The organism is Pseudomonas sp. UBA7500 (assembly GCF_002478435.1).
GTDB classification, from domain to species: Bacteria; Pseudomonadota; Gammaproteobacteria; order Pseudomonadales; family Pseudomonadaceae; genus Aquipseudomonas; species Aquipseudomonas palmensis.
On the sequence record NZ_DLNW01000047.1, the window covers coordinates 1 to 21984 of the forward strand.

The window sequence follows — 21984 nt, forward strand, 5'->3', positions numbered from 1 at the left end:
CGCCCACGGTCTGCGCCGCCTGTGCGCTGGCACGGCCCACGGCCTCGTGGTCGCAGTGGCCGTCCAGGCGCCAGGTGCTCAGTACCCGGTCGCCGGGGCGCAGGCAGCGCACCAGCGCATGGGCCAGCTGCGCTTCGTGCGCGGCCACGCCACTGTCGGCCAGGTGCAGGCGCTGCCAGGCCACCCGGTCGACGTCCAGCCCCAGCGCGGCCAGGGCTGCGCGGCTTTCCAGGGGGCGCTGCACGCGCAGGCGCTCGCCTGGCCAGGCGAGCGAGCCGGGGTGGCTGCCTTCGCCATCGGTCACCGACACCAGCAGCAGCGCCTGCTCACGGCCGCTGAAGGTCGACAGCAGGCCACCGCAACCGAGCACCTCGTCATCCGGGTGGGGCGCCACCACCACCAGGCGCGCACCGGGGGGCAGCAGCTCATCGGCCTGCACCGTGGCGACCTGGGCCAGGGCGCTGGACGCCTGCCACAGCGACAATGGCGTGCCGCTGCCGGCTGCCTTGATCGGGTTGTCGACGCTCATAGCTGCCACCCGCCGGCTTCACGCCCGGCCAGTTGCCGGCCCAGTTCGGCCAGGTCGCGCTCGGCGTGGCTCTGGCGCAGGAACACCGGCAGGTCGGCGCTGAGCCGGGCGAAGTGGCTGTTGCGGCAGAACGGGGTGGCACCCAGGGCGCGGCCCACGTGGGTCAGCACCAGGGTGGCGGCGTATTCGACCTGGGCACGCACACGGCGTACGGCGAACTGGGCATCGGCCTGGGGCTGTGCGTCGATCTGTGCGGCGCACTCGCGCAGGGCTGCAGCGGCGCCGCACAGGGCAGCGTCCACCGCGCCCAGGTGGGCGTCGGCGTGGGGGTCGGGGCGTGGCTGGCGGCAGTGTTCGCGCAGGTAGTCGGCCAGGGCCTCGGCGGCGCCGTACCAGCAGGCGGCGATGCCGGCGCCGCCGTGCCAGAAGCCGGGGCGACTGAGGTACTGGCCAGGGCCCCCCACCAGGTGCGCCGGGGTGTGTTCCAGTTCCAGCTCGACGCTGGCGGTAATGCCCATGCCCACCGCCTGCCAGCCGTCTGCCACCCGGTGCAGACCTGTCTCGGCAAGGTCCAGCGCCACCAGTTGCGGCTGTTCGTCTTCGTCCCAGGCGGTGAGCAGGCCGTGGTCGATCTGCAGCGCGCCGGAGCACCAGGCCTTGCGCCCCTGCAGGTACACCCGCTGGTTGTCGCGAGCCACGATGCGCACCCGTGCGCTGGGCGGCTCGGCCGCCCATACGCCCCAGATCCCGTTGCCGGCCAGGTGCGCCCCGGCGCATTCGGCGAGTATCGCCAGGGCATCGGTATGCCCTTCATACAGCTTGGCCAGGGCCAGGTCGGCGCCGGCCACCCGCGCCAGGGTCTGCCAGCGCTGCAGCGTCTGGCCCTGGCCGGGCAACGGCAGGCGTTCCAGGCCGGCCGCCTGCAGGGCCTGCATCAGTTCGAGCAGCTGGCTGTCCAGGTTCAGCGGTTGCGGGCGCTCGGCGAACTGGCGCAGCAGGGTGTCCAGGCGGCCCAGGTCGAAGGTTTGAACAATGCTCATGAGGCGGACTCCTTGGGGCACGCAGCGTGGGTCGAGGTATTCTTTTTCAGGCCGCGCAGGTTCATGGCGCACAGGCAGAACTGCAGCACGATCAATGCCCAGGCCTCGGTCTGCCAGCCCCACACCACCCACAGCAGGTTGCTGGCCATGAAGCAGCAGAAGCCGATGCGCCGCCGACGCGGCTGACGCGAGCCGATCCACCAGGCTGCCACCAGGGTGAGCAGCATGGCCGGCCACTGCAGCAGGTCGATCCAGTCCAGGCCCTTCATGCCACGCCCATGCGCTTGCGCAGCGCCACGGTGAGCGACTGGCGGGTCTTGTCGTAGTCGGCCCAGGGGTCGTCGCCATTGGCCAGGCGCTCGCCCAGGTTGTGCAGGTTCCACTGGTTGGCGCCCTTGAGTTCGGTGAGCTCTTCGCGGCGGATCGGTACCGACACCGGCAGCCCTTCGCGGGCGCGCAGCGAATAGGCGCACACGGTGGTGGCGCCACGGGCGTTGCGCAGGTAGTCGATGAAGATGCGCCCCACGCGGTTCTTCGGCCCCGAAACGGCGGACAGCCGGTCGGGGAACAACCCGGCCATGTGGGTGACGATGGCATGGCTGAACGCCTTGACTTCGTCCCAGCCGGCACGCCGGGTCAGCGGCACCACCACGTGCATGCCCTTGCCGCCACTGGTTTTCAGAAACGCCTGCAGGCCCAGTTCGTCGAGCAGTGCCAGGGTCAGCTGGGTCGCTTCGACCATGGCCTTCCAGGGCAATGCCGGGTCGGGGTCGAGGTCGAGCACGAAACGGTCGGGTTTGTCGAAGTCCCTGGCGGTGGCGTTCCAGGTGTGCAGTTCCAGGGTGTTCATCTGTACCGCGCCCAGCAGGGTGTCGGCGCGGTCGATGATCATCACTGCCTGGCCGGCCTCGGCCTTGTCGTGACTCTCCAGGCCCGGGATGTTCAGCTGGGCGGCGTTCTTCTGGAAGAACAGCTCACCGCTCAGGCCCTCCGGTGCGCGCACCAGCGCCACGGGGCGACGCTTGAGGTGCGGCAGGATCCATTCGGCGACCTGGGCGTAGTACTCGGCCACCTGGCGTTTGTCGGTGCCGCTGCTGGCATCGATCACCCGGTCGGGGTGGGTGATGCGCAGGGTGTTGTCGGAGGCTTTGCGGGTAGGCGCTTTCACGGGTTTCTCCAGGCCGATGGCGCGGGCCGGCTTGTCTTCGCGCAGGCCATGGAACACCGAATGGCGTACCACCCCTTCGCGGGTCATCTGGGCGTAGGCCACCTCGGCCAGCAGCTGCGGCCTGAGCCAGTGCACGCCGCGGGCTTCGGCGCCGGTGGGTGGGTTGGCGACCGCGGGCTTTTTCACCTCGAGCGGGGTGAGGCGCTGGAGCAGGCTCTGCAGGGTGGCGGTATTGAAGCCGGTGCCGACCTTGCCGGCGTAGCGCAGCTGGCCGCTGTCGGCGTCGTGTACCCCCAGCAGCAGGGCGCCGAAGGCGGCGCGGCTGCCCTTGGGTTCGGTGAAGCCGACGATCACGAATTCCTGGCGCTGCTTGCACTTGAGCTTGATCCAGTCGTGACTGCGCCGCGATACATAGAGGCTGTCGGCACGTTTGCCGATCAGGCCCTCCATCTGCATCTGGCAGGCGCTGGCCAGCAGGGACTCGGGGGCTTCGTCGAAGTCGGCACTCAAACGCAGGCGTTGTTCGTCGGCCGGTTCAAGCACGGCCGCCAGGGCGGCGCGCCGCTCCTGCAACGGGCATTGGCGCAGGTCCATGCCATTGAGGTAGGGCAGGTCGAACAGGTAGTAGACGATGTTGGCATCGGTGTCGCTGTCGAAGGCGTTCTGCAGGGCCTGGAAGTCGGCGATACCCTCGGCGTTGGCCACCACCACTTCGCCATCCAGCCAGGCCGAGCTCAGCCCCAGGCTGGCCAGGGCCTTGGCCTGCAGCGGCATGCGCGCGGTCCAGTCGTGGCCGTTGCGGGTGAACAGGCGCACGTCGTCGCCGTCGATGCGCGCCAGGATGCGGTAGCCGTCGAACTTGACCTCGTAGCGCCAGTCGCCTTGTGGCGGGGTTTCCACCAGGGTGGCCAGTTGCGGCGTGAGGGCGGCGGGCAGGGTGGCCTTCCTGGCCGCACTCAGTGTGCCGGCCCTGGCTGGGCGGCGAGGCGGGGGTGCGGCCTTGGGCTTGTCCTTGTCTTTGCCCTTGCCCTTGGTGCGGGGGATCAGGCTGCGCTCGCTGAGCACGCTGTCGGGTTGGGCCTGCAGTACGTCGTAGTCGGCCTCGGCGCGGGCAGCCTCGTCGTCGGACTTGACCAGCATCCACTGTTCCTTCTTGCCGCCAAGGCGGGTGCGAAACAGATGCCAGGTGCCGTTCAGCTTTTCGCCCTGCAGGCGAAAGCGCAGCTTGCCGCTGGCATAGGCCTGGGCCGGGTCGCCCTCGGGCAGCCACACGCCGCGGTCCCACACGATCACTTCGCCCGCACCGTAATGGCCTGCGGGGATGCTGCCCTCGAAGCTGGCGTAGTCCAGCGGGTGGTCTTCGACGTGGACGGCCAGGCGCTTGACCTTGGGGTCCAGTGACGGGCCCTTGGGGATGGCCCAGCTCTTGAGGGTGCCGTTCAGCTCCAGGCGAAAGTCGTAATGCAGGTGGCTGGCGTCGTGCTTCTGGATGCAGAACTGCAATGCCTGCGCGTGCGCACCGCGGCGGGCCTTGCCGGCCGGCTCCGGGGTGGCGTCGAAGTTGCGCTTGCGCTGGTATTCCTGCAGTGGCTTGGCCATTGCCGTGCTCCATCGTTCATACAAACCCTATGAAGTGGGAGGGGCGCAGACCGGCGGGAGTTCAATCGGGTTGACCGGCCTTGCGCAGGGTCAGGTTGATGCGGCGGGCGCCCAGCAGTGGGTGCTCGCCGTCCTTGAGCGGGTTGACCCCGTGAAAGCGCAGGCGATCCTCGCCGCCCCAGACCATCACGTCGCCGTGCTGCAGGCCGACCTTGCGGGTGGGCTCGCTGCGGGTGTGCCCGCCGAACAGGAACACCGCCGGCAGGCCCAGCGAGATCGACACGATGGGCTGGCTGAAGTCGCGTTCGTTGCGGTCCTGGTGCAGGGTCAGGCGGTTGCCGGGCTGGTAGTGGTTGATCAGGCAGGCGTCGGGCCTGAAATGGGCGAAGCCGGCGGCCTCTGCGGCGGCAGCGGCCAGCTCGGCGAGCAGCGTGGGCAGGGCAGGCCAGGGCTTGCCGGTGAGCGGGTCGAAGGGGCTGTAGCGGTAGCCCAGGCGGTCGCTGACCCAGCCCAGTGGCCCGCAATTGGTGACCGCCACCTCGATGGTGCGCCCGCCGGGGGTGAGCTGGTTGCGAAACGGTGCGGCGCGCAGCACCGTGCGCAGGGCCGGCAGCAGGGGCTCGACGAGGTCCAGGGCAAAGCCTGGCAGCAGCAGCGTCTGCTTGCCGATCCATTCGGGGGCGCCGAGGGCGGGTGGGCCGAACAGGTCGAGTTCGGGTTGTTTCATGCAAGGATCTCCAGTGACGCCTTCGCCGGCAACGCCGGCGCCTGCAGGCGACGCAAACCGGGCAGGAGCCGGCGTTGCCGGCGCAGGGGCCGGTGACTATGCTTGGGCCTCATGGAACCCATCATACCGCTGCGCCAACCCTGCCCACCCGGTGCCTGCATCTGCGAGCGCGAACGCCTGCTCGAAACGCCGGGCGCCGACCTGCGCATTCTGCGCCTGACCCGCCAGGAAGAAAACCGCCTGCTCCAACGCCTGGAAAACCTGCAGAGCCTGCCCGACCTCGAACACCTGCAGCGCCGCCTGTTCGATCAGCTCGGCATCCAGGTGCACATCGCCCCCGGCCCCAATGAAGTGCGCACCATGCGCGGTATCCGTATCGAGGTCGAGGGCCCGCCAGGGTTGTGCCGCAAGACCCGCCAGAGCATACCGGCGGCCATCCGCCGCGCCCTCGAAAAACGTCCCGAGATCGCCTACCGGCTGCTCGACGCCCATGACCTGTTTGGCCAGCAGTAACCATCGCAGGGCGTTTCCTACGCCGTGACCACGCCAATGCACAACATTGGCTCGCAACCTGCATTGCCCCAGGCATCGATAGCTGATCGATTGGTCAGACACCGGCCTTGCCGTGTCGCCACTCCATTGCCCAGGGCCGCCGTGCATGACGCTAGCTCAACGATTTATCCCCGCGCCGGTTGATCCGGCCGGCTGGAACGCCGAACTGAACCTGCGCTTCGTCGCAGGTCAGGGGCGGACCCGAATTGGTGCACGCCAGCATTTCGGCCCACTTCTGGTGCAGCGCCCGTTCTACCCCGAAGGCGACCCCTGCCATGTGTATGTGCTGCACCCCCCGGGCGGGGTGGTGGGGGGGGATCGCCTGGCCCTGAACCTGCACCTGGAGCCGGGCAGCCATGCGCTGCTGACCATGCCTGGTGCCACCAAGTTCTACCGCAGCGCCGGGCCCACCTCGGTGCTGCGCCAGCGCTTTCACCTGGCCGAGGGCAGCACCCTGGAGTGGCTGCCCCAGGACAGCATCTGCTTCCCCGGCGCGCGGGTATCGCTGCACAGCCATTTCAGCCTGGCCCCCGGCGCGCGCCTGCTGGCCTGGGAAACCCTGTGCCTGGGCCGCCCGGTAATGGGCGAGGCCTTCAGCCATGGCGCCGTGGACAGCCGGCTGCAGGTGGACATGCCCGACGACCCCGGCCTGCACGAGCGCCTGCGCCTGCAGGGTGGGCACCTGCACAAGCTGGGCGGCCACCCGCTGCTGGCCACCTTCTGCGCCGCCCCGGCCAACGAGCAACTGCTTGAACAGGTGCGCGAACTGATCCACCCGCTGCCGGTGCCCGCCGGCGCCACGCTGCTTGGCCAGCTGCTGGTGGTGCGCCTGCTCGACCACGACAACCAACGCCTGCAATCCACCCTGCAGCGGCTGTGGCGCGCCCTGCGACCGACCGTCGTCGGCTTGCCGCCATGCCCGCCGCGCATCTGGGCCACTTGAGAGACCGCACCATGGAGCTGACCCCGAGAGAGAAAGACAAACTGCTGCTGTTCACCGCCGCGTTGCTCGCCGAGCGCCGCCTGGCCCGTGGGCTGAAGCTCAACTACCCCGAGGCGGTGGCGCTGATCAGTGCCAGCGTGATGGAAGGTGCCCGCGACGGGCGCACGGTGGCCGAGCTGATGAGCCTGGGCCGCGAAGTGCTCGGGCGTGACCAGGTGATGGAAGGTGTCAGCGAGATGATCCACGACGTGCAGGTGGAAGCGACCTTTCCCGACGGGACCAAGCTGGTCACCGTCCACGACCCTATCGTCTGACCTGCCCAGGAGCAGCCCATGATTCCCGGAGAAATCCAGGTCGCCGACGGCGACATCGAACTCAACGCCGGTCGCGCCACGATCAGCGTCAGCGTGGCCAACCATGGCGACCGGCCGATCCAGGTCGGCTCGCACTATCACTTCTACGAGGTCAACGCCTTTCTGGTGTTCGAGCGCGAGGCCACCCGCGGCTTTCGTCTGGACATCGCCGCCGGCACTGCCGTGCGCTTCGAACCGGGCCAGGCGCGCACCGTCAACCTGGTGGCCTATGCCGGCAAGCGCGAGGTGTACGGCTTCCAGGGCCGGGTGATGGGCAAGCTGGAGGCCGTGGCATGAGCCGTATTTCCCGGCGTGCCTATGCCGACATGTTCGGCCCCACCGTGGGCGACCGTGTGCGCCTGGCCGACACCGAGCTGTGGGTGGAGGTCGAGCAGGACTTCACGGTCTACGGTGAAGAGGTCAAGTTCGGCGGCGGCAAGGTGATCCGCGACGGCATGGGCCAGGGCCAGATGCTGGCCGCCGAGGCCATGGACCTGGTGCTGACCAACGCCCTGATCATCGACCACTGGGGCATCGTCAAGGCCGATATCGGCGTGAAGAACGGGCGCATCTTCGGCATCGGCAAGGCCGGCAACCCCGACGTGCAGCCCGGCGTGACCCTGGCGGTGGGGCCGGGCACCGAGGTGATCGCCGCCGAGGGCAAGATCGTCACCGCCGGTGGCATCGACTCGCACATTCACTTCATCTGCCCGCAGCAGGTCGACGAGGCGCTGGTGTCGGGCATCACCACCTTCATCGGCGGCGGCACCGGGCCGGCCACCGGCACCAACGCCACCACCTGCACCTCGGGCACCTGGTACCTGGCGCGCATGCTCCAGGCCGCCGACGAACTGCCGATCAACATCGGCCTGCTGGGCAAGGGCAATGCCTCGCAGCCCCAGGCCCTGCGCGAGCAGATCGAGGCCGGGGCGGTGGGGCTCAAGCTGCACGAAGACTGGGGCTCGACCCCGGCGGCCATCGACTGTTGCCTGGGCGTGGCCGAGGCGATGGACGTGCAGGTGGCGCTGCACAGCGACACCCTCAACGAAAGCGGCTGCATCGAAGACACCCTGGCCGCCATCGGCGACCGCACCATCCACACCTTCCATACCGAAGGCGCGGGCGGCGGGCATGCGCCGGACATCATCCGTGCGGCGGGCTACGCCAACGTGCTGCCGTCCTCCACCAACCCGACCCTGCCGTACACCGTCAACACCGTGGACGAGCACCTGGACATGCTGATGGTGTGCCACCACCTGGACACCAGCATCCCCGAGGACGTGGCCTTCGCCGAGTCGCGCATCCGCCGCGAGACGATTGCCGCCGAAGACATCCTGCACGACATCGGCGCGTTCTCGATGACCTCGTCCGACTCCCAGGCCATGGGCCGGGTGGGCGAGGTGGTGCTGCGCACCTGGCAGGTGGCGCACCAGATGAAACTGCGCCGCGGCCCATTGGCGCCTGACACCGCGCGCAGCGACAACTTCCGGGTCAAGCGCTACATCGCCAAGTACACCATCAACCCGGCGCTGACCCATGGCATCGCCCATGAAGTCGGTTCGCTGGAGGCCGGCAAGCTGGCCGACCTGGTGCTGTGGTCGCCGGCGTTCTTCGGGGTCAAGCCCGCACTGGTGCTCAAGGGCGGGATGATCGTGATGGCGCCGATGGGCGACATCAACGGCTCGATCCCCACGCCGCAGCCGGTGCACTACCGGCCGATGTTCGGCGCCCTGGGCCAGGCGCGCAACGCCACGCGCATGACGTTCCTGTCCCAGGCCGCGGTAGAGCGTGGCGTTCACCATGAACTGCGTCTGCGCAGCCTGATCGGCGTGGCCCGGGGCTGTCGCACGGTGCGCAAGGCCGACATGCTGCACAACGGGCTGATGCCCACCATCGAAGTGGATTCACAAACCTATGAGGTACGCGCCGACGGCGAGCTGCTGGTGTGCGAGCCGGCCAGCGTGCTGCCGATGGCGCAGCGTTATTTTCTGTTTTGAGGAGCGAGCATGATCCTGTTGACGCAACGCCTGAACCAGGCCGCACACATCGGCGCCACTGCCACCCTGAGCCTGGATACGCGCATCAAGAGCCGCGTGCGCATCACCTTGGATGACGGGCGCGAGGCCGGGCTGATGCTCGAACGCGGCCAGCTGATTCGCGGCGGCGAGCTGCTGGCCGACGCCCAGGGGCGTGAGGTGATTCGCGTGCTGGCGGCGCCGGAGCAGGTCTCGACGGTGCGCTGCGCCGACCCGCTGGCGCTGGCCCGCGCCGCCTATCACCTGGGCAATCGGCATGTGCCGTTGCAGATCGAGCGCGATTTCGTGCGGTACCAGCACGACCATGTGCTGGACGACATGGTGCGTGGCTTCGGCCTTGAGGTGACGGTGGAGCAGGCGCCGTTCGAGCCCGAGGCCGGCGCCTACCAGAGCGCGCCGCACAGCCACAGCCACAACGATCACCCCTTTGTTCGCGTGCCTGGCCACGCCCACTGATTTCGACATGGAGTTGCACGATGAAAAAGACCCTCGCGTTTGCCTTGCTGCTGATTGCCGTCCCTGCGTTCGCCCACCCCGGCCACGACAGCAACCCCCTGCAGGACGGGTTGCTGCACCCGCTCACCGGGCTTGACCACCTGCTGATGCTGCTGGGTACCGGGGTGCTGGCCGCCCTGACCGGGCGCACCCTGGCGCTGCCGCTGGCCACGCTGGCGGCGATGTTCGGCGGCGCGCTGATGGGCCATCTGTTCGGGGGCGTGATCGGCATGGAGAGCATGATCATCGGCTCGCTGCTGGTGGCCGCCGCGGCGCTGCTGCTGCCCAGCCGCCAGGTGCTGCTGGCGCTGGTCATGCCGGTGTTCGCGCTGTTTCACGGCTGGGCCCACGGCGTTGAAGCCAGCCCGGGCGCGTTCTGGGTGTTCAGCACAGGCTTTGTCGCGGTCAGCGGCCTGTTGCTGCTGGCAGGCTATGGCGCCGGGCGCCTGTTGCGCCGTCACCCTGGGCTGCAGAAGGCCTGTGGCGGCGGCCTGCTGGCCGGTGCCGCCCTGGTGCTGGCCGGCTGATGAGCGCCAACCTGCAGTTGCTGCGCCTGCTGCAACTGGTCAGCGCCAACCTGCCGGTGGGGGGCTTCACCTATTCCCAGGGGTTGGAGTGGGCGGTGGAGGCGGGCTGGGTGACGGGGGCCGACGGCTTTGGCGCCTGGCAGCGCGAGCAGTTGCACGACACCCTCGGCCACCTCGACTGGCCGCTGCTGCAACGGCTGTACAGCGCGTGCCGCGCGCAAGATGCCGATGCGTTCGCCCACTGGAGCAGCTTTTTGCTGGCCAACCGCGAAACCGCCGAGCTGCGCCTGGAGGAACGCCAGCGTGGCAAGGCCCTGGCGCGCCTGCTCGATGGCTGGCAGCTGTGTCAGGCGCCGGCCTGGCGCAGCAGCGTCGAGCTGAGCCAGCTGGGCGGCATGGCCTGGCTGGCCGTGCACTGGCAGATCCCGCTGCGTGAGCTGGCCCTGGGGCATGGCTTTGCCTGGCTGGAAGGGGCGGTGATGGCCGGGGTCAAGCTGGTGCCGTTCGGTCAGCAGGCGGCCCAGACCCTGCTGCGCGAGTTGTGCGAGGAGCTGCCTGCGGTACTGGAGTGGGCGCTGGACGTACCTGATGAACACCTGGGCGGCGGCCTGCCGTTGCTGGCGATTGCCTCTGCCCGCCATGAAACCCAATACACCCGATTGTTCCGATCCTGAGGAAACTGCCATGCAAAGCTACCAGCAACCCCTGCGCGTCGGTGTCGGCGGCCCGGTCGGCTCCGGCAAGACCGCGCTGCTCGAAGCGCTGTGCAAGGCCATGCGCGATGACTACCAGATTGCCGTGGTCACCAACGACATCTACACCAAGGAAGACCAGCGCATCCTTACCGAAGCCGGCGCGCTCGAACCCGAGCGCATCGTCGGCGTGGAGACCGGCGGCTGCCCGCATACCGCGATCCGTGAAGATGCCTCGATGAACCTGGCGGCGGTGGAGGATCTGGCGCGCAAGTTCGGCAACCTGGAAGTGATCTTCGTCGAGAGTGGCGGTGACAACCTGAGTGCCACCTTCAGCCCGGAGCTGGCCGACCTGACGATCTACGTGATCGACGTGGCCGAGGGCGAGAAGATCCCGCGCAAGGGCGGGCCGGGGATCACCAAGTCGGATTTTCTGGTGATCAACAAGATCGACCTGGCGCCCTATGTGGGCGCGTCGCTGGAGGTGATGGAAAAGGACACCCGGCGCATGCGGCCCGAGCGGCCGTGGACGTTCAGCAACCTGAAGACGGGGCAGGGCTTGCAGGCGGTGATCGGGTTCATTGTCGAGCGGGGGATGTTGAAACCGGTTTCGGTGTGAATGCCTATCGCGGGTCAAGCCCGCTCCCACAAGGACGGCGCCAGCTCCTGTGGGAGCGGGCTTGACCTGCGATGGCATCGATGCGGTGCCTGCGCATTGCACATTGCCCACATCGCTGTATACAGTGTGCGCACCAAGGGGAGCCCCGGCAACGGGCTGAGAAACCGCTGGCATCTGCAGCGCGGTGACCCTTCGAACCTGATCCGGATCATGCCGGCGAAGGGATGGGATCTAGCGCCTGCCTTCTTTGCCGGTCTCACTGCGAGGCCGCTCCATGACTGCCCCACGTTTCACCGAACACCTGCGCAAACAAAGCGAACCCACCTGGTCGGCCGCCGTCGGCCACCGTTTCGTCACCCAGCTGTGCGACGGCAGCCTGCCGGACCCGGTGATGGTGCGTTACCTGGTGCAGGACCATCGCTTCATCGACAGCTTCCTGACCCTGCTCGGCGCGGCCATTGCCACCGCCGACACCTTCGATGCGCGCCTGCGCCTGGCGCGTTTCGCCGGCATGATCGCCAGCGATGAAAACACCTATTTCCTGCGCGCCTTTGAGGCACTGGGCGTGAGCGAGGCGCAACGCACCGCGCCGGCCGACACACAGCCCACGGCCGGCTTCAAGGCGATCATGCGCCAGGCGGCGGCCACCCGATCCTATGCGGCAGTGCTGGCGGTGCTCAACGTGGCCGAGGGCCTGTACCTGGACTGGGCGCTCAAGGCGCCCAGGCCGCTGCCGGAAAACTTCGTGCACGCCGAGTGGATCACCTTGCACGACAACCCGGCCTTCGCCGACTTCGTTGCGTTCCTGGGCGCCGAACTCGACCGTGTGGGCCCCCAGGAAGAGGCGCTGAGCACCGATTTCTTCTTGCGTGCCGTGGCGCTGGAGCTTGAGTTTTTCGATGCCGTGTACCCACAGGGGGAGTGAACGATGGATATTTTCGACCGTTTGAAAGCTGCTGCACCGACCGAGTGGGCCAGTTACGTGGACCACAGCTTCGTGCGCCAGATGGGCCAGGGCAGCTTGCCCGAAACGGCGTTTCGTACCTACCTGGTGCAGGATTACCTGTTCCTGATCCAGTTCGCGCGGGCCTGGGCGCTGGCCGCGTACAAGAGCCGCCGGCCTTCGGACATCCGTGCCGCCCAGGCGGGGCTTGCGGCGATTCTGGACGAGACCGACCTGCATGTACGCCTGTGCGCGCGCTGGGGCTTGTCCAAGGCTGACATCGAGGCCGCGCCGGAGCACCAGGCCACCGTGGCCTATACGCGCTTCGTGCTCGATTGCGGCGCGGCGGGCGACTTGCTGGACCTGCATGTGGCGCTGTCGCCCTGTGTGATCGGCTACGCCGAGATCGGCCGGGCGCTGAGCCCCGACGGGGTGGCGGCGCTGGGTGATCATCCGTACCGCGAGTGGATTGGCGAGTATGCCGGGGAGGGGTATCAGGGCGTGGCTGCTGCAGCGCGCCTGCACCTGGACGAGCTGGCGGCGCGCAGCATGACCGAGCAGCGCTTCACCGAGCTGGTGGCGATCTTTGCCCAGGCGTCGCGGCTGGAGGCGGATTTCTGGCAGATGGGGTTGGCGGCGCGGTAGAACGGCGTGGCGCAACGGCGCTCCCGGCACCGAGCGCCGCTCGCGCGGCGCTTCGCCGGCATCCCATCGCGGTGACATTGCCCCTTATCAGCTAAGGTTGCCTGCTTACGCATGATAAGGACCCATCATGAACGACCTGCACCCGCAGCCCCTGCTGGCCACCTTGCTGCTGCTCGGCAGCCTGCCCGCCCTTGCGGCCTTGCCCGGCGCCCCGGCCTATATCGATGACAGCGGCTACCCCGAGGCCGCCAAGCAACGCATTCTGCCGGCAATGTTCGAGCAGACCCTCACCAGTACCCGCTATATCGCGCCCGCCGGCAACCCCCTGATCACCGTCGCCGAAGCCACCGGCTTTGCCGACACCAGCACCTACGCGCAAACCCGCGATTACCTTCAGCAACTGGCATCCGCCGCCAATGGCGCCATCGTGCTCAGCGAGCTGCCGGAGAAAAGCGCCGAGGGCCACCCGATGCTGCTGGTGGTGGCCTCGCTGGAGGCCGACAAGTCACCCGCCGCGCTCAAGCGTTCGGGCAAGCCGACGCTCTTTATCGAGGCCGGTATCCACCCCGGCGAGTCCAACGGCAAGGACGCGATGTTCATGCTGCTGCGCGACATGACCACCGGCAGCAAGCCGCTGGCCGGCCTGCTGCAGAAGGTCAACATCCTGTTCATCCCCAGTGTCAACGTGGACGGCGATATCCGCCGCAGCGCCTATGGCCGAATCAACCAGAACGGCCCCCGCCAGAGTGGCTGGCGCGTGAACGGGCGCAACCTCAACCTGAACCGCGATTTCACCAAGCTCGACAGCGCCGAGATCCGCAACGTGGCCTGGGTGTTCAACACCTACGAGCTGAGCTTCTTCGCCGACACCCACTCCACCGATGGCGCGATGTACCCCTACGACAGCTCGTATTGCCATAACGGCAATGGCTGGTCGCCGGCCAGCAGCGCGTGGATGGACACGGTGATGCGTGCGCCGGTGTACCAGGCGCTGGAGGGCGAGGGACATGTGGTGCACGAGTGCATCAGCATGAACGACAACCAGGACCCGACCCAGGGCTACTACCCGTACCGCACCGACCTGGCGCGCTTCTCCAACCAGTACGGCGATATCCGCAACGTGCCGTCGATTCTGATCGAGCAGCATGCACTGCACCCGTACCAGACCCAGGTGCTGGGCAACTACGTGATGCTCAAGACGATGTTCCAGGTGATCGGCGAGCAGGCATCTTCGCTGCAGCAGGCCATTGCCAGTGACCGTGCCCGGCTCGCGGCCCAGCGCGAGGTGGTGCTGACCTGGAAGCCGGGCAAGGAGGAGCAGGTGGATTTCAAGGTGGGCGACTACCGCTACGAACAGTCGCCGATCACCGGTGCCAGGACGATCGTGTGGAGCAACGTGCCCAAGCCGCTGACGGTGCCGGTCACTGGCAACACCGAGCCCGACCTGGTGGTCAAGCGCCCACGCCAGTACGTGGTGCCGGCGCAGTGGGCCGAGGTGATCGCGCGGCTCAAGGCGCATGGCATCCGCATGCGTACCCTCGAGCAGCCCACGGCGATGGCGGTGACGCTGTACCGCATGGATGAGGTGAAGGTGGCCGGTGGCTTCGAGCCGGACCGTGCGGCAGCCAACGAGATTCCGGGCTATGAAGGGCATCTGCTGGTCAGTGGCGTGGCCAACCCGCTGGAGCGTATGCAGACCTTTGCGGCGGGTTCGGTGCTGATCGACATCGACCAGCCGCTGGGCGTGCTGGCGATCAACCTGTTGCACCCGCAAAGCCCCGACTCGTTCTGGGCCTGGGGTTTCTTCAACGCGACCCTGGTGGCGGCGGAGGAGCCAGAGGAATACGTGATGGAGCCGATGGCGCGCAAGATGCTGGCCGAGAGCCCGGCACTCAAGGCCGAGTTCGAGGCCCGCCTCAAGGACGACAAGGCGTTCGCCGACAGCCCGAGTGCGCGCCTGCACTGGTTTTACCAGCGCACGCCCTTCTATGACGTGAATGCATTCGTGTACCCGGTGGGGGCCGTGTACTGAGTTAAAGGAAGTGCCAGCCGTGCCGATGCAGGTGTGGGCCACCGCGACCATTGCGGTGGCGTTGCCTTGTCAGGACGTCCATGAAGACCAGCCTTACCCTTGCCATCACCCTGCTGTACGCCTCGCTGGCGTGTGCCCAGGACATGAGCCAGCAGATTGCGCAGCCGCTCAAGTACGCAAGCCTTGAAGAAATGAACCTTGGCGAGTTCGTGCCACAGAGCCGCTATGCGTCGACCTTGAGCGCGCTGCGCATGGACTCCGAGGCCGGTGATGCCAATGCCACGCTGGACCTGCTGGAGGCACTGACCGGCAACAAGGACCTCAAGCCCCAGGACCTCGACGCGGTCAAGCAACTGCTGGAAATCGCCGCCGTGCAGAAAGCCGACGGTGCCAGGTTGCAAGCAATGACGGCCCGCTACAGTGCACTCAAGACCCAGGGTGTGGCGGTGTCGACAACGCCTGCACGGCCAGCGCTGAACCTCGACTACAGCGGCGACTCGCTGGACGACATCTCTGGCGTGAAAGGCTGTGGCGATGCGCAGACGGCGCAGACCACTGCGTGCTTCGCGGCGTTCAACAAGGCGTTGAAGGCCGATTACACGGCGCTCAAGCAGTACAACCTGGCCCTGGGCTGGTCGGCGCAGCGGTTTCAGCCAGATGCCCTGCAAGCCAAGGCAAGCAAGGCCTGCGGGCGCTTCGACTACTGTCCGACCACCACCTTGTACGTGATGAACCAGACGTTGCTGCACGAAACCAACGAAGTCCGCTTCCCCAAGACCTACGAGCAGGCGGTGTATCAATTGCTCACTGTGCCGGTGGCCACTGTGCAGCGCACGCAAAAGGCCAACTATGAAAAGGCAGTGCAGGCCAACTTCGAGCAGGCCCGCCAGCAACGTTATGCCTACCGCGAACGCGCCGGTCAGTCGGCGGACGCCCTGGTCATCTACGCGTTGCGCATGGATGCGGTGATTCTCGAGCGGCCCAACTGCACCGCGTTTGCCAACCAGGCCTATGAAATGGCCTTCAACGTCCACAACAGGGTCGTTGCCGAGAGCGAGCTGGACCGCATCAACCGCTCGATCGTGCAGACGCAGTGCACGCTGCGCTAGGGGCCATCAGCTCGTAGCGGGCAGGGCCGCCACGGCATCGACTTCGATCTGCATGCCGTCCAGTGCCAGGCGCGGCACGGGTATCAGGGTGCAGGTCGGTTTGCTGAGCTGGCCCCAGGCGGCGTTCGCAGCCGCCACCCACAGCGCCAGCCTGGCTTCGCTATGGTCCACGATCAGCAGGGTCAGCTTGAATACATCGGCCAGGCTCGCACCTCTGGATTCCAGCGCGGTGCGCAGGTTGAGCAGCGCCTGGCGCGCCTGTTCGGCAAAGTCGGGCGACAGCGTACCGGCAGGGTCTTCACCCCCCTGGCCGGCGATGTACAACAGCTTGGCGGCGGTGCTGACCTCGGCCACGTGTGAATAGGCATTGGCGCTGGGGTCGTACAGGCCTTCGGGGTTGGACAACACAAATACGGCGGGTTGGCTGGTGCTCATGGGGCGACTCCACTCAAGGGAGGCGCAAGGGTAAAACCTCAAGTTAGGTTGAGGTCAAGCACCTGTTTTCAAGGGCGCCGCACGTTCTTCAGTAGTGTTTGAGAAATAGGCGCTGCGAAGGCACCGGCCCCTTGATCAGTCGGATCAGGTCGCTGGCCTGCAAGGTGAACGGCTTCGAATAGTAGTAGCCCACAAAGAAGCCGGACGCCTTCATGGTGCATGGCAGTACCGGCTTTCTTGCCAGCATGTCGAGGGCCGCTGCGTCGCTCAGGTCGCGGTACTGGTCTTTTTTCTGAAAGCTCAGTTTCGAGGTGAACAGGCCATCACGGGGCGGTCGGTCATCGCGTTCGATCTCACCGATCAGCGAATACGTCATGCGGTGGTCATAGGCGAGGTTCTCATCCTCGGTGATCGAGCATTCGATGCGCGTGCCCAACTGGCTGGTCTTGCCCCGGAAGGCGTCGAGCACATCCACATCTGCCGCGAAGGTCAGGGTGTACACACTGTGGTTGCTGTCGAGCTGCTTTTGCAGGGAAATCGGTTCGACCGTGGCCTTGGCGCGCGGGATGAACAGTGAACAGGCACTGAGCTGGGCAGCCAGCAGGCCAAGTACGATCAGTGGAAGCAGGCGCATGTGTCATCCATGGGGCGGGAGGGCGCCTTGATACACCAGTTGGTCACGCTGCGCCAGCGGTTCACGAGGCATCGCACAAAGCGCCGTGACACTTGCCGCAGAGTACCTGCTAGGGCATCCTGCGCGCCCGCCACACTCATGGAAGAAGGGTGCATGCCTGTGTTTCACCGCTTCGCCCTCGGCTTCACGCTGGCCGCCGGTGCACTGTTGAGCAGTGGCTGCGTCAAGGACCACGGCATCGACCCGTTGCCCCTGCGCTTTGTGTCGTTCAGCGACAACCCGTACCGCTACGACCTGCGTTTTCAGGCCGACGAAGACCTGCTCAGCCTGTTCGAACGCCACACCGGCAATGGCCAGATCAGCGAGCGGCTGGTGTGCGCGCTGGACGGCGACGAGAACTTCGACCTCGAGCACGTCATCACCTACAACCTGTCCGGCTCGCCCGAGTTCGAAAGCCGCGCGCCCGATGGCAGTTTCAACTACCTGGCGCAGATGAGCTTCGACAAGACCCTGCCGAGCCGCTCCAGCAGCACTGAACTGACCCGCGAAACCATCCAGCGCCTGCTCGAGAACAGAACCACAATCCCGTGCAAGCTGTACATCACCGCGTTCCCGTATCACGCGTACTTTTCACTGGTGATGCGCATCCCGGTTTCGGTGCTGCTGGCCGAAGTGAACAAGCACGACTACAGCCCGTACATACCACCCTTTGTGTGGGCCGCGCCGACGCTGGACGACGCCACGCCGCTGGCACCCTTCGCCAGGCAGGTCGAGGCGCCGCTCTACAGTGCACGCCTGCCCATCACCGACAGCGAAACCGGCAGGCCGCTGCCACGCGTGGCCTACGTGATCCAGCGCAAGGACGGGTATCTGGAATACGGCACCAGCGATGCCGAGGGCTACACCCACGAGGTGATCTCGCTGACCCGGGAAACCATCAAGCTTTACCTGGTGGACTAGGGGTATCATCCCCGGCTGAATTTGCCCTACTGCGCTAGAGGAACCCCACGGTTTGCCTGATTCACTGCACGCATCGCTCCACAACCCCCTGCTGCAATACCTCGCCCGACTGGCCCCGTCGAGCCAGTTGACCATGAAGTACATCCTGCAGGACGCCGCCGACCGTCTGGACTTCGAGGACATCGACATCAAGGAGGTGCCCTGGCACTTGCTCGAACCGGGGCATGTCACTGCGCTGGTGGCGGCGTTGCGCGCCGACGGCTATGCGCCCAACACCACGTCGCTGTACGTCAACGCGATTCGCGGGGTGATGAACGAAGCCTGGCGCCTGGGCCTGATCAGCCAGGACCAGCTGCTGCGCATGCGCACGGTCAAGGCCGCCCAGGGCACGCGCCTGCCGGTGGGGCGCAACCTCAAGCGCACGCTGATCCGCGAACTGATGGAGGCCTGCGCTGCCGACCCGCGCCCGCAGGGGCTGCGCGACGCGGCGGTGATCGCCTTGCTGTACGGCACCGGCATGCGCAAGAGCGAGTCGGTCAACCTCGACCTCAGGCAGATCGACTTTGCCGAGCGCAGCCTGCAGGTGCTGGGCAAGGGCAACAAGCAGCTGATCAAGTACGCACCGGTGTGGGCCTTCGACAAGCTCAATGCCTGGCTGGAGTTTCGCCGCTCGCAGCTGCCCGAGGGCCAGGCCGACGATACCTTCCTGTTCAACCGCATCCGCCGCGGCAGCCATATCACCCGCGAGCGCATCACCAAGCACGCGATCTACTACATCGCCCGCCAACGCGGTACCCAGGTGGGCGTGAAGATCATGCCCCACGATTTTCGCCGTTCGTTCATCACCCGGGTGATCGAGGAGCACGACCTGTCGATCGCGCAGAAGCTGGCGCATCACAGCAACATCCAGACCACGGCCAACTACGACATGCGCGACGACAACGAGCGGCGCCGCGCGGTGGACCGCTTCGACTGCTAGCTGCCGGCGGGCCAGGCCCGGGTGTTGATTCGGCTGGGCCGGGCTGGCCATTGCCAGCTGCTGCCGGCGCGGCGCAGCCATAGCCCGCTGCCGCTGGGCAGCAGGCTGGGGGTGCCCAGCCGTGGCAGAACCTGTACGTCAGCCGCGTAGGCGTTGACCTGGGAGCCCCTGTGCAGATGATCGACACTGAACGTCCCGGACTGTGCGCGGACTTCACCGCTCGGGGTTTCGACGATCAGCGGGCGCGGGTCGCTGCTGGCCTGCACCAGCACTTCGCCGTCGTGCAGCACCAGGCGTCGTTGCTGCGCGGTGAAGCGGATGTCCACATGGGTGGCGTGGTTGAGCGCAAGCTGGCTGCCATCGCTCAATTGCAGCAGGCGCGTCTGGGCCGGCCCGGTGCGTTCATCGGCCATCAATTGGCGCCACGGCACGATGTTCTGCGCCAGGTAGGCGCTGCCAAGGACTGCCAGCAGGCAAGCGCCAAGGCGTTTCAGGCGAGGGTCAGACACGGGGAGCCCCAGGTAGAAGAGGCTGGGGATGATAGGGGCAGCAGGGGCGGCACTCAAGCGGTTGCAGTGCTTGGGCCTTCGCCGGCAAGGCCGGCTCCTACAGGGTGTGTATCGCCGGTAGGAGCCAGCTTGCGGGCGCAGCGGTCAACTGCCAGCCGGGCCGCTGACACCGCCGCTGTTGTTGCTTTCGGAGCCTTCGTGGCCGTTTCTCTCGGAACCGGTGCCCTCGGGCATCTGCCCACGGGTGTCATCGGTGTTCATGCCGCCCTGGCGGCCGTCGTCGTTGCCTTGGGTACGTGGGTCGGTGCCGTTGGGCATCGACGGCTCGTTGGACGGGGCCGGCACATCCACCCCGGCCCCAGGAAGGGTGGAGTTGGGCACGCCGTTGCCGGGGGCAGGGTTGGTCGGGCCGGTACCTGCGGCCAGGGCCACGGTGGCCTGGGCGCCCAGCAGCGCGGCGAACAGCAGAGCGGTGATCGGGGTGCGGGTCATGGTCGAACTCCTTTCATGTGGGCTACCTGACATTGGTCCGTCGTCATGCGCCGAGGGTGCGGCGTGAGCGACGGACGGTCTAGTCGCGACCCCGCATGAAGAAGCCCGCCACGTACTTGCGGAAGGTGTCCAGGCCTTTGAAATCGGCAAAGCGTCTGAAGTTTTCCGTTTCGGGCTCCGGGCCCAGCGGCTGTTCGGTCAGCGACACGGACAGCACCCTGTCCTGGTCGGAGCTGAGCACCAGTTCGTCCATCACCCGACCGCCGATCACCGGCCGGCGCATCACCACCTTCACACCCTTGCCGGCCATCCAGTCGATCAGCGAGACGAGCATCTTCAGCGGTTCGCGCTCTTCGTCGCGGTACACCGGGAACAGGTGAGCGCGCGACAGCACCGGCACGCTGGCCACATGGATCAGTTCGTAGAAGTGGCTGCCGGCGGTGGCGGGGGAATAGATGGCCAGCGCCAGCAGCGGGCCGGGGGTGCGGCTACCGCCCCACAGCAGGTGGTGGCCCTGGAAGTCGAACCCGTCTTCGCTGCGCTCGGTGAGCACCTTGCGCGCCTTGATCTGGCTGACGCAGTCCAGCAGCAGGCCATGGCGCCGATGTGTGCCGAACACCGTGGCGTCGCGCAGACGTGCCTTGAGCATCATCATGTGCTTCATGTCCAGGCGGGTTTCCAGGTAGTTGCTGGCGGGCACGCGGTCGATCAGCGGGTAGCGGGTGGCGACGCTGCGCAGCTCGGCGAACTGGGCGGTCAGGTCCTTTTTGAGGTGGGTGGCATAGACGTTCAGGCCGCTGGCTTCGATCAGGGTCAGCAGCAGCGAGAGCAGGCGATGCTGTTCGCGCCTGTCGCCGCTGCCGTTGCCTTCGCCGCTGCCGGCAGCGGCACGCTGGAAATCACCGATCAGGCGCAACGGCGCGTCCGGTGCCAGCCAGGCCGCCGGCGGGGTGTCGGCCTCGTTATGGCTGGCGTCGGTGTCGCGTTCGTCCTTGGTGAAGGCACAGCCCGGCGCATGTTCGGCGGTGCCGGGGTTGTTCTTGAGAAACAGCGTGCCGGTGCTGCCGTTGAGGTTGACGTTGAGTACCGGCATGCTTTTGGGCTGGCAGTCGCAGGCCAGCCACTGCCCGGCGGCGCGTACCTTCATCAGCAACTGGTTGGCCTGCAGCAGCCGCGGGCCCTCCAGGGCGCCCAGCACGAACCCGCGCAGCAGTTCCTCTTCGGCGGGGGTAAGGGTGCGCACCAGCGCGGCGTTTTTCTCGATGATTCGCATGGACGATCCTGGCCAGCTTTCCTGTGCCTGCCACCTTAATTCAAAGCCCTGCACGCGACCATCGTCGCGTGCAGGTGGCGTTCATTGCGGGCTGAACATTTTTGCCGCGCGGGCGCGGATTTCCTCGACCGACACGTCTTCGACGTGGGTGGCGACGAACCAGAGGTTGCCGAAAGGGTCCTTGAGGGTGCCGCTGCGGTCGCCGTAGAACTGGTTCTGCACGGCGTTGACCTGGGTGGCGCCGGCCTTCAGCGCCTGGGCGAAGGTAGCGTCGACATCTTCGACGTACAGGTGCAGGCCGATGGCGCTGCCCTGCAGGGATTGGCTGCTGGTGAGCCCGCCGGCCTGGTCGCAGGGGTCGGCCAGCATCAGCGAGGAATCGCCGATTTTCAGCTCGGCATGGCCGATACGGCCATCGGGGGCGTCGAGGCGGAACATTTCGGTGGCGCCAAAGGCGGCCTTGTAGAAGTCGATGGCCCTGGCAGCGTCCTTGATGCCCAGGTAGGGGGTGATGCTGTGCTGACCGTCGGGGATGGGTTGGGTGGCCATTTTTTCCTCCATTGGTACGCAAAAAGTGTGTTGCCTACACGGGCCCTATCGCGGGTCAAGCCCGCTCCCACGTGTTCATCACTGCCTTTGTGGGAGCGGGCTTGACCCGCGATAGGTGCGCCGCGATCCAAGCCTATGCTTGTA

26 protein-coding genes and 1 riboswitch are annotated in these 21984 nt (G+C 66.9%); of the genes, 15 read left to right on the forward strand and 11 right to left on the reverse strand.

Annotation, left to right across the window (positions count from 1 at the left end; genetic code table 11):
* The 5 genes from B4I46_RS19185 to alkB form a co-directional block, all read right to left on the reverse strand.
* The coding region (locus tag B4I46_RS19185; RefSeq protein WP_286901378.1) for a PIG-L deacetylase family protein at positions 1-529 on the reverse strand (529 nt) is incomplete at its 3' end.
* Entirely contained in the window at positions 526-1569 is a 1044-nt protein-coding gene (locus tag B4I46_RS19190) for a hypothetical protein (protein WP_054914439.1), read from the reverse strand. The genes B4I46_RS19190 and B4I46_RS19185, both read right to left, overlap by 4 nt.
* The gene (locus B4I46_RS19195; protein ID WP_078481216.1) at positions 1566-1838 is read right to left on the reverse strand and encodes a hypothetical protein; all 273 of its coding nucleotides are present in this window, start codon (positions 1836-1838) and stop codon (positions 1566-1568) included. Before B4I46_RS19195 ends, B4I46_RS19190 begins: the two co-directional genes overlap by 4 nt.
* On the reverse strand, positions 1835-4336 hold the full coding sequence (ligD, locus tag B4I46_RS19200) for a DNA ligase D (protein WP_286901379.1): 2502 nt from the start codon (positions 4334-4336) through the stop codon (positions 1835-1837). Before ligD ends, B4I46_RS19195 begins: the two co-directional genes overlap by 4 nt.
* Positions 4337-4397: 61 nt before the next feature.
* Positions 4398-5063: a DNA oxidative demethylase AlkB gene (gene alkB, locus B4I46_RS19205; protein ID WP_054914441.1), complete on the reverse strand. Its 666-nt coding sequence runs from the start codon at positions 5061-5063 to the stop codon at positions 4398-4400.
* Positions 5064-5174: 111 nt separating this feature from the next.
* Here alkB and B4I46_RS19210 point away from each other — a divergent pair, with 111 nt between their 5' ends.
* The 13 genes from B4I46_RS19210 (at position 5175) to B4I46_RS19270 (ending at position 16009) form a co-directional block, all read left to right on the forward strand.
* A complete protein-coding gene (locus tag B4I46_RS19210; protein ID WP_054914649.1) occupies positions 5175-5576 on the forward strand; it encodes a hypothetical protein in 402 nt (133 codons plus the stop codon).
* A 145-nt stretch (positions 5577-5721) separates the two neighbouring features.
* A complete protein-coding gene (locus B4I46_RS19215; RefSeq protein WP_100632718.1) occupies positions 5722-6558 on the forward strand; it encodes an urease accessory protein UreD in 837 nt (278 codons plus the stop codon).
* Positions 6559-6569: 11 nt separating this feature from the next.
* A complete protein-coding gene (locus tag B4I46_RS19220; protein ID WP_043859641.1) occupies positions 6570-6872 on the forward strand; it encodes an urease subunit gamma in 303 nt (100 codons plus the stop codon).
* Between the two features lie 18 nt (positions 6873-6890).
* Positions 6891-7208 (forward strand): urease subunit beta, encoded by a 318-nt coding sequence (locus B4I46_RS19225; protein ID WP_054914443.1) that lies wholly within the window; start codon positions 6891-6893, stop codon positions 7206-7208.
* The gene (gene ureC, locus B4I46_RS19230; protein ID WP_043859639.1) at positions 7205-8908 is read left to right on the forward strand and encodes an urease subunit alpha; all 1704 of its coding nucleotides are present in this window, start codon (positions 7205-7207) and stop codon (positions 8906-8908) included. The genes B4I46_RS19225 and ureC overlap by 4 nt, the downstream gene beginning before the upstream one ends.
* A 9-nt stretch (positions 8909-8917) precedes the next feature.
* Complete coding sequence (ureE, locus tag B4I46_RS19235; protein ID WP_043859638.1) at positions 8918-9403, forward strand: urease accessory protein UreE; 486 nt, start codon at positions 8918-8920, stop codon at positions 9401-9403.
* A gap of 20 nt (positions 9404-9423) precedes the next feature.
* Positions 9424-9969 (forward strand): HupE/UreJ family protein, encoded by a 546-nt coding sequence (locus tag B4I46_RS19240; RefSeq protein WP_286901384.1) that lies wholly within the window; start codon positions 9424-9426, stop codon positions 9967-9969.
* A complete protein-coding gene (locus B4I46_RS19245) occupies positions 9969-10643 on the forward strand; it encodes an urease accessory protein UreF (RefSeq protein WP_054914445.1) in 675 nt (224 codons plus the stop codon). Before B4I46_RS19240 ends, B4I46_RS19245 begins: the two co-directional genes overlap by 1 nt.
* 10 nt (positions 10644-10653) lie before the next feature.
* A complete protein-coding gene (gene ureG, locus B4I46_RS19250) occupies positions 10654-11280 on the forward strand; it encodes an urease accessory protein UreG (RefSeq protein WP_043860582.1) in 627 nt (208 codons plus the stop codon).
* A gap of 126 nt (positions 11281-11406) precedes the next feature.
* Positions 11407-11522, forward strand: a riboswitch (TPP riboswitch).
* Positions 11523-11554: 32 nt separating this feature from the next.
* Complete coding sequence (locus B4I46_RS19255) at positions 11555-12205, forward strand: TenA family protein (RefSeq protein ID WP_123753066.1); 651 nt, start codon at positions 11555-11557, stop codon at positions 12203-12205.
* 3 nt (positions 12206-12208) lie between these two features.
* Complete coding sequence (locus B4I46_RS19260; RefSeq protein ID WP_043860584.1) at positions 12209-12868, forward strand: TenA family protein; 660 nt, start codon at positions 12209-12211, stop codon at positions 12866-12868.
* A gap of 127 nt (positions 12869-12995) precedes the next feature.
* Positions 12996-14900, forward strand: coding sequence for a M14 family metallopeptidase (locus B4I46_RS19265; protein WP_286901386.1), 1905 nt, complete (start codon positions 12996-12998; stop codon positions 14898-14900).
* 80 nt (positions 14901-14980) lie between these two features.
* The gene (locus B4I46_RS19270; RefSeq protein ID WP_286901388.1) at positions 14981-16009 is read left to right on the forward strand and encodes a hypothetical protein; all 1029 of its coding nucleotides are present in this window, start codon (positions 14981-14983) and stop codon (positions 16007-16009) included.
* A 6-nt stretch (positions 16010-16015) separates the two neighbouring features.
* Here the strand turns inward: B4I46_RS19270 and B4I46_RS19275 are convergent, their stop codons facing one another.
* Both B4I46_RS19275 and B4I46_RS19280 read right to left on the reverse strand, forming a co-directional pair.
* Complete coding sequence (locus tag B4I46_RS19275; protein ID WP_100632723.1) at positions 16016-16444, reverse strand: RidA family protein; 429 nt, start codon at positions 16442-16444, stop codon at positions 16016-16018.
* Positions 16445-16532: 88 nt separating this feature from the next.
* Positions 16533-17078, reverse strand: coding sequence for a hypothetical protein (locus tag B4I46_RS19280; protein ID WP_043860588.1), 546 nt, complete (start codon positions 17076-17078; stop codon positions 16533-16535).
* 153 nt (positions 17079-17231) lie between these two features.
* On the opposite strand from B4I46_RS19280, the gene B4I46_RS19285 reads away from it, so the two are divergent.
* On the forward strand, positions 17232-18038 hold the full coding sequence (locus tag B4I46_RS19285; RefSeq protein ID WP_043860589.1) for a hypothetical protein: 807 nt from the start codon (positions 17232-17234) through the stop codon (positions 18036-18038).
* 133 nt (positions 18039-18171) lie between these two features.
* Positions 18172-19017: a site-specific integrase gene (locus B4I46_RS19290; RefSeq protein ID WP_235593661.1), complete on the forward strand. Its 846-nt coding sequence runs from the start codon at positions 18172-18174 to the stop codon at positions 19015-19017.
* Here the strand turns inward: B4I46_RS19290 and B4I46_RS19295 are convergent.
* From B4I46_RS19295 to B4I46_RS19310, 4 genes are all read right to left on the reverse strand, one after another.
* On the reverse strand, positions 19014-19526 hold the full coding sequence (locus B4I46_RS19295) for a FecR family protein (RefSeq protein ID WP_052504212.1): 513 nt from the start codon (positions 19524-19526) through the stop codon (positions 19014-19016). The two genes, B4I46_RS19290 and B4I46_RS19295, sit on opposite strands and share 4 nt — an antisense overlap.
* A gap of 144 nt (positions 19527-19670) precedes the next feature.
* On the reverse strand, positions 19671-20018 hold the full coding sequence (locus tag B4I46_RS19300; RefSeq protein ID WP_043860591.1) for a hypothetical protein: 348 nt from the start codon (positions 20016-20018) through the stop codon (positions 19671-19673).
* Between the two features lie 79 nt (positions 20019-20097).
* Positions 20098-21291, reverse strand: a complete 1194-nt coding sequence (locus tag B4I46_RS19305) for a hypothetical protein (protein ID WP_104572488.1) — start codon at positions 21289-21291, stop codon at positions 20098-20100.
* Between the two features lie 81 nt (positions 21292-21372).
* The gene (locus tag B4I46_RS19310; RefSeq protein ID WP_043860593.1) at positions 21373-21840 is read right to left on the reverse strand and encodes a VOC family protein; all 468 of its coding nucleotides are present in this window, start codon (positions 21838-21840) and stop codon (positions 21373-21375) included.
* Positions 21841-21984: the final 144 nt, after the last annotated feature.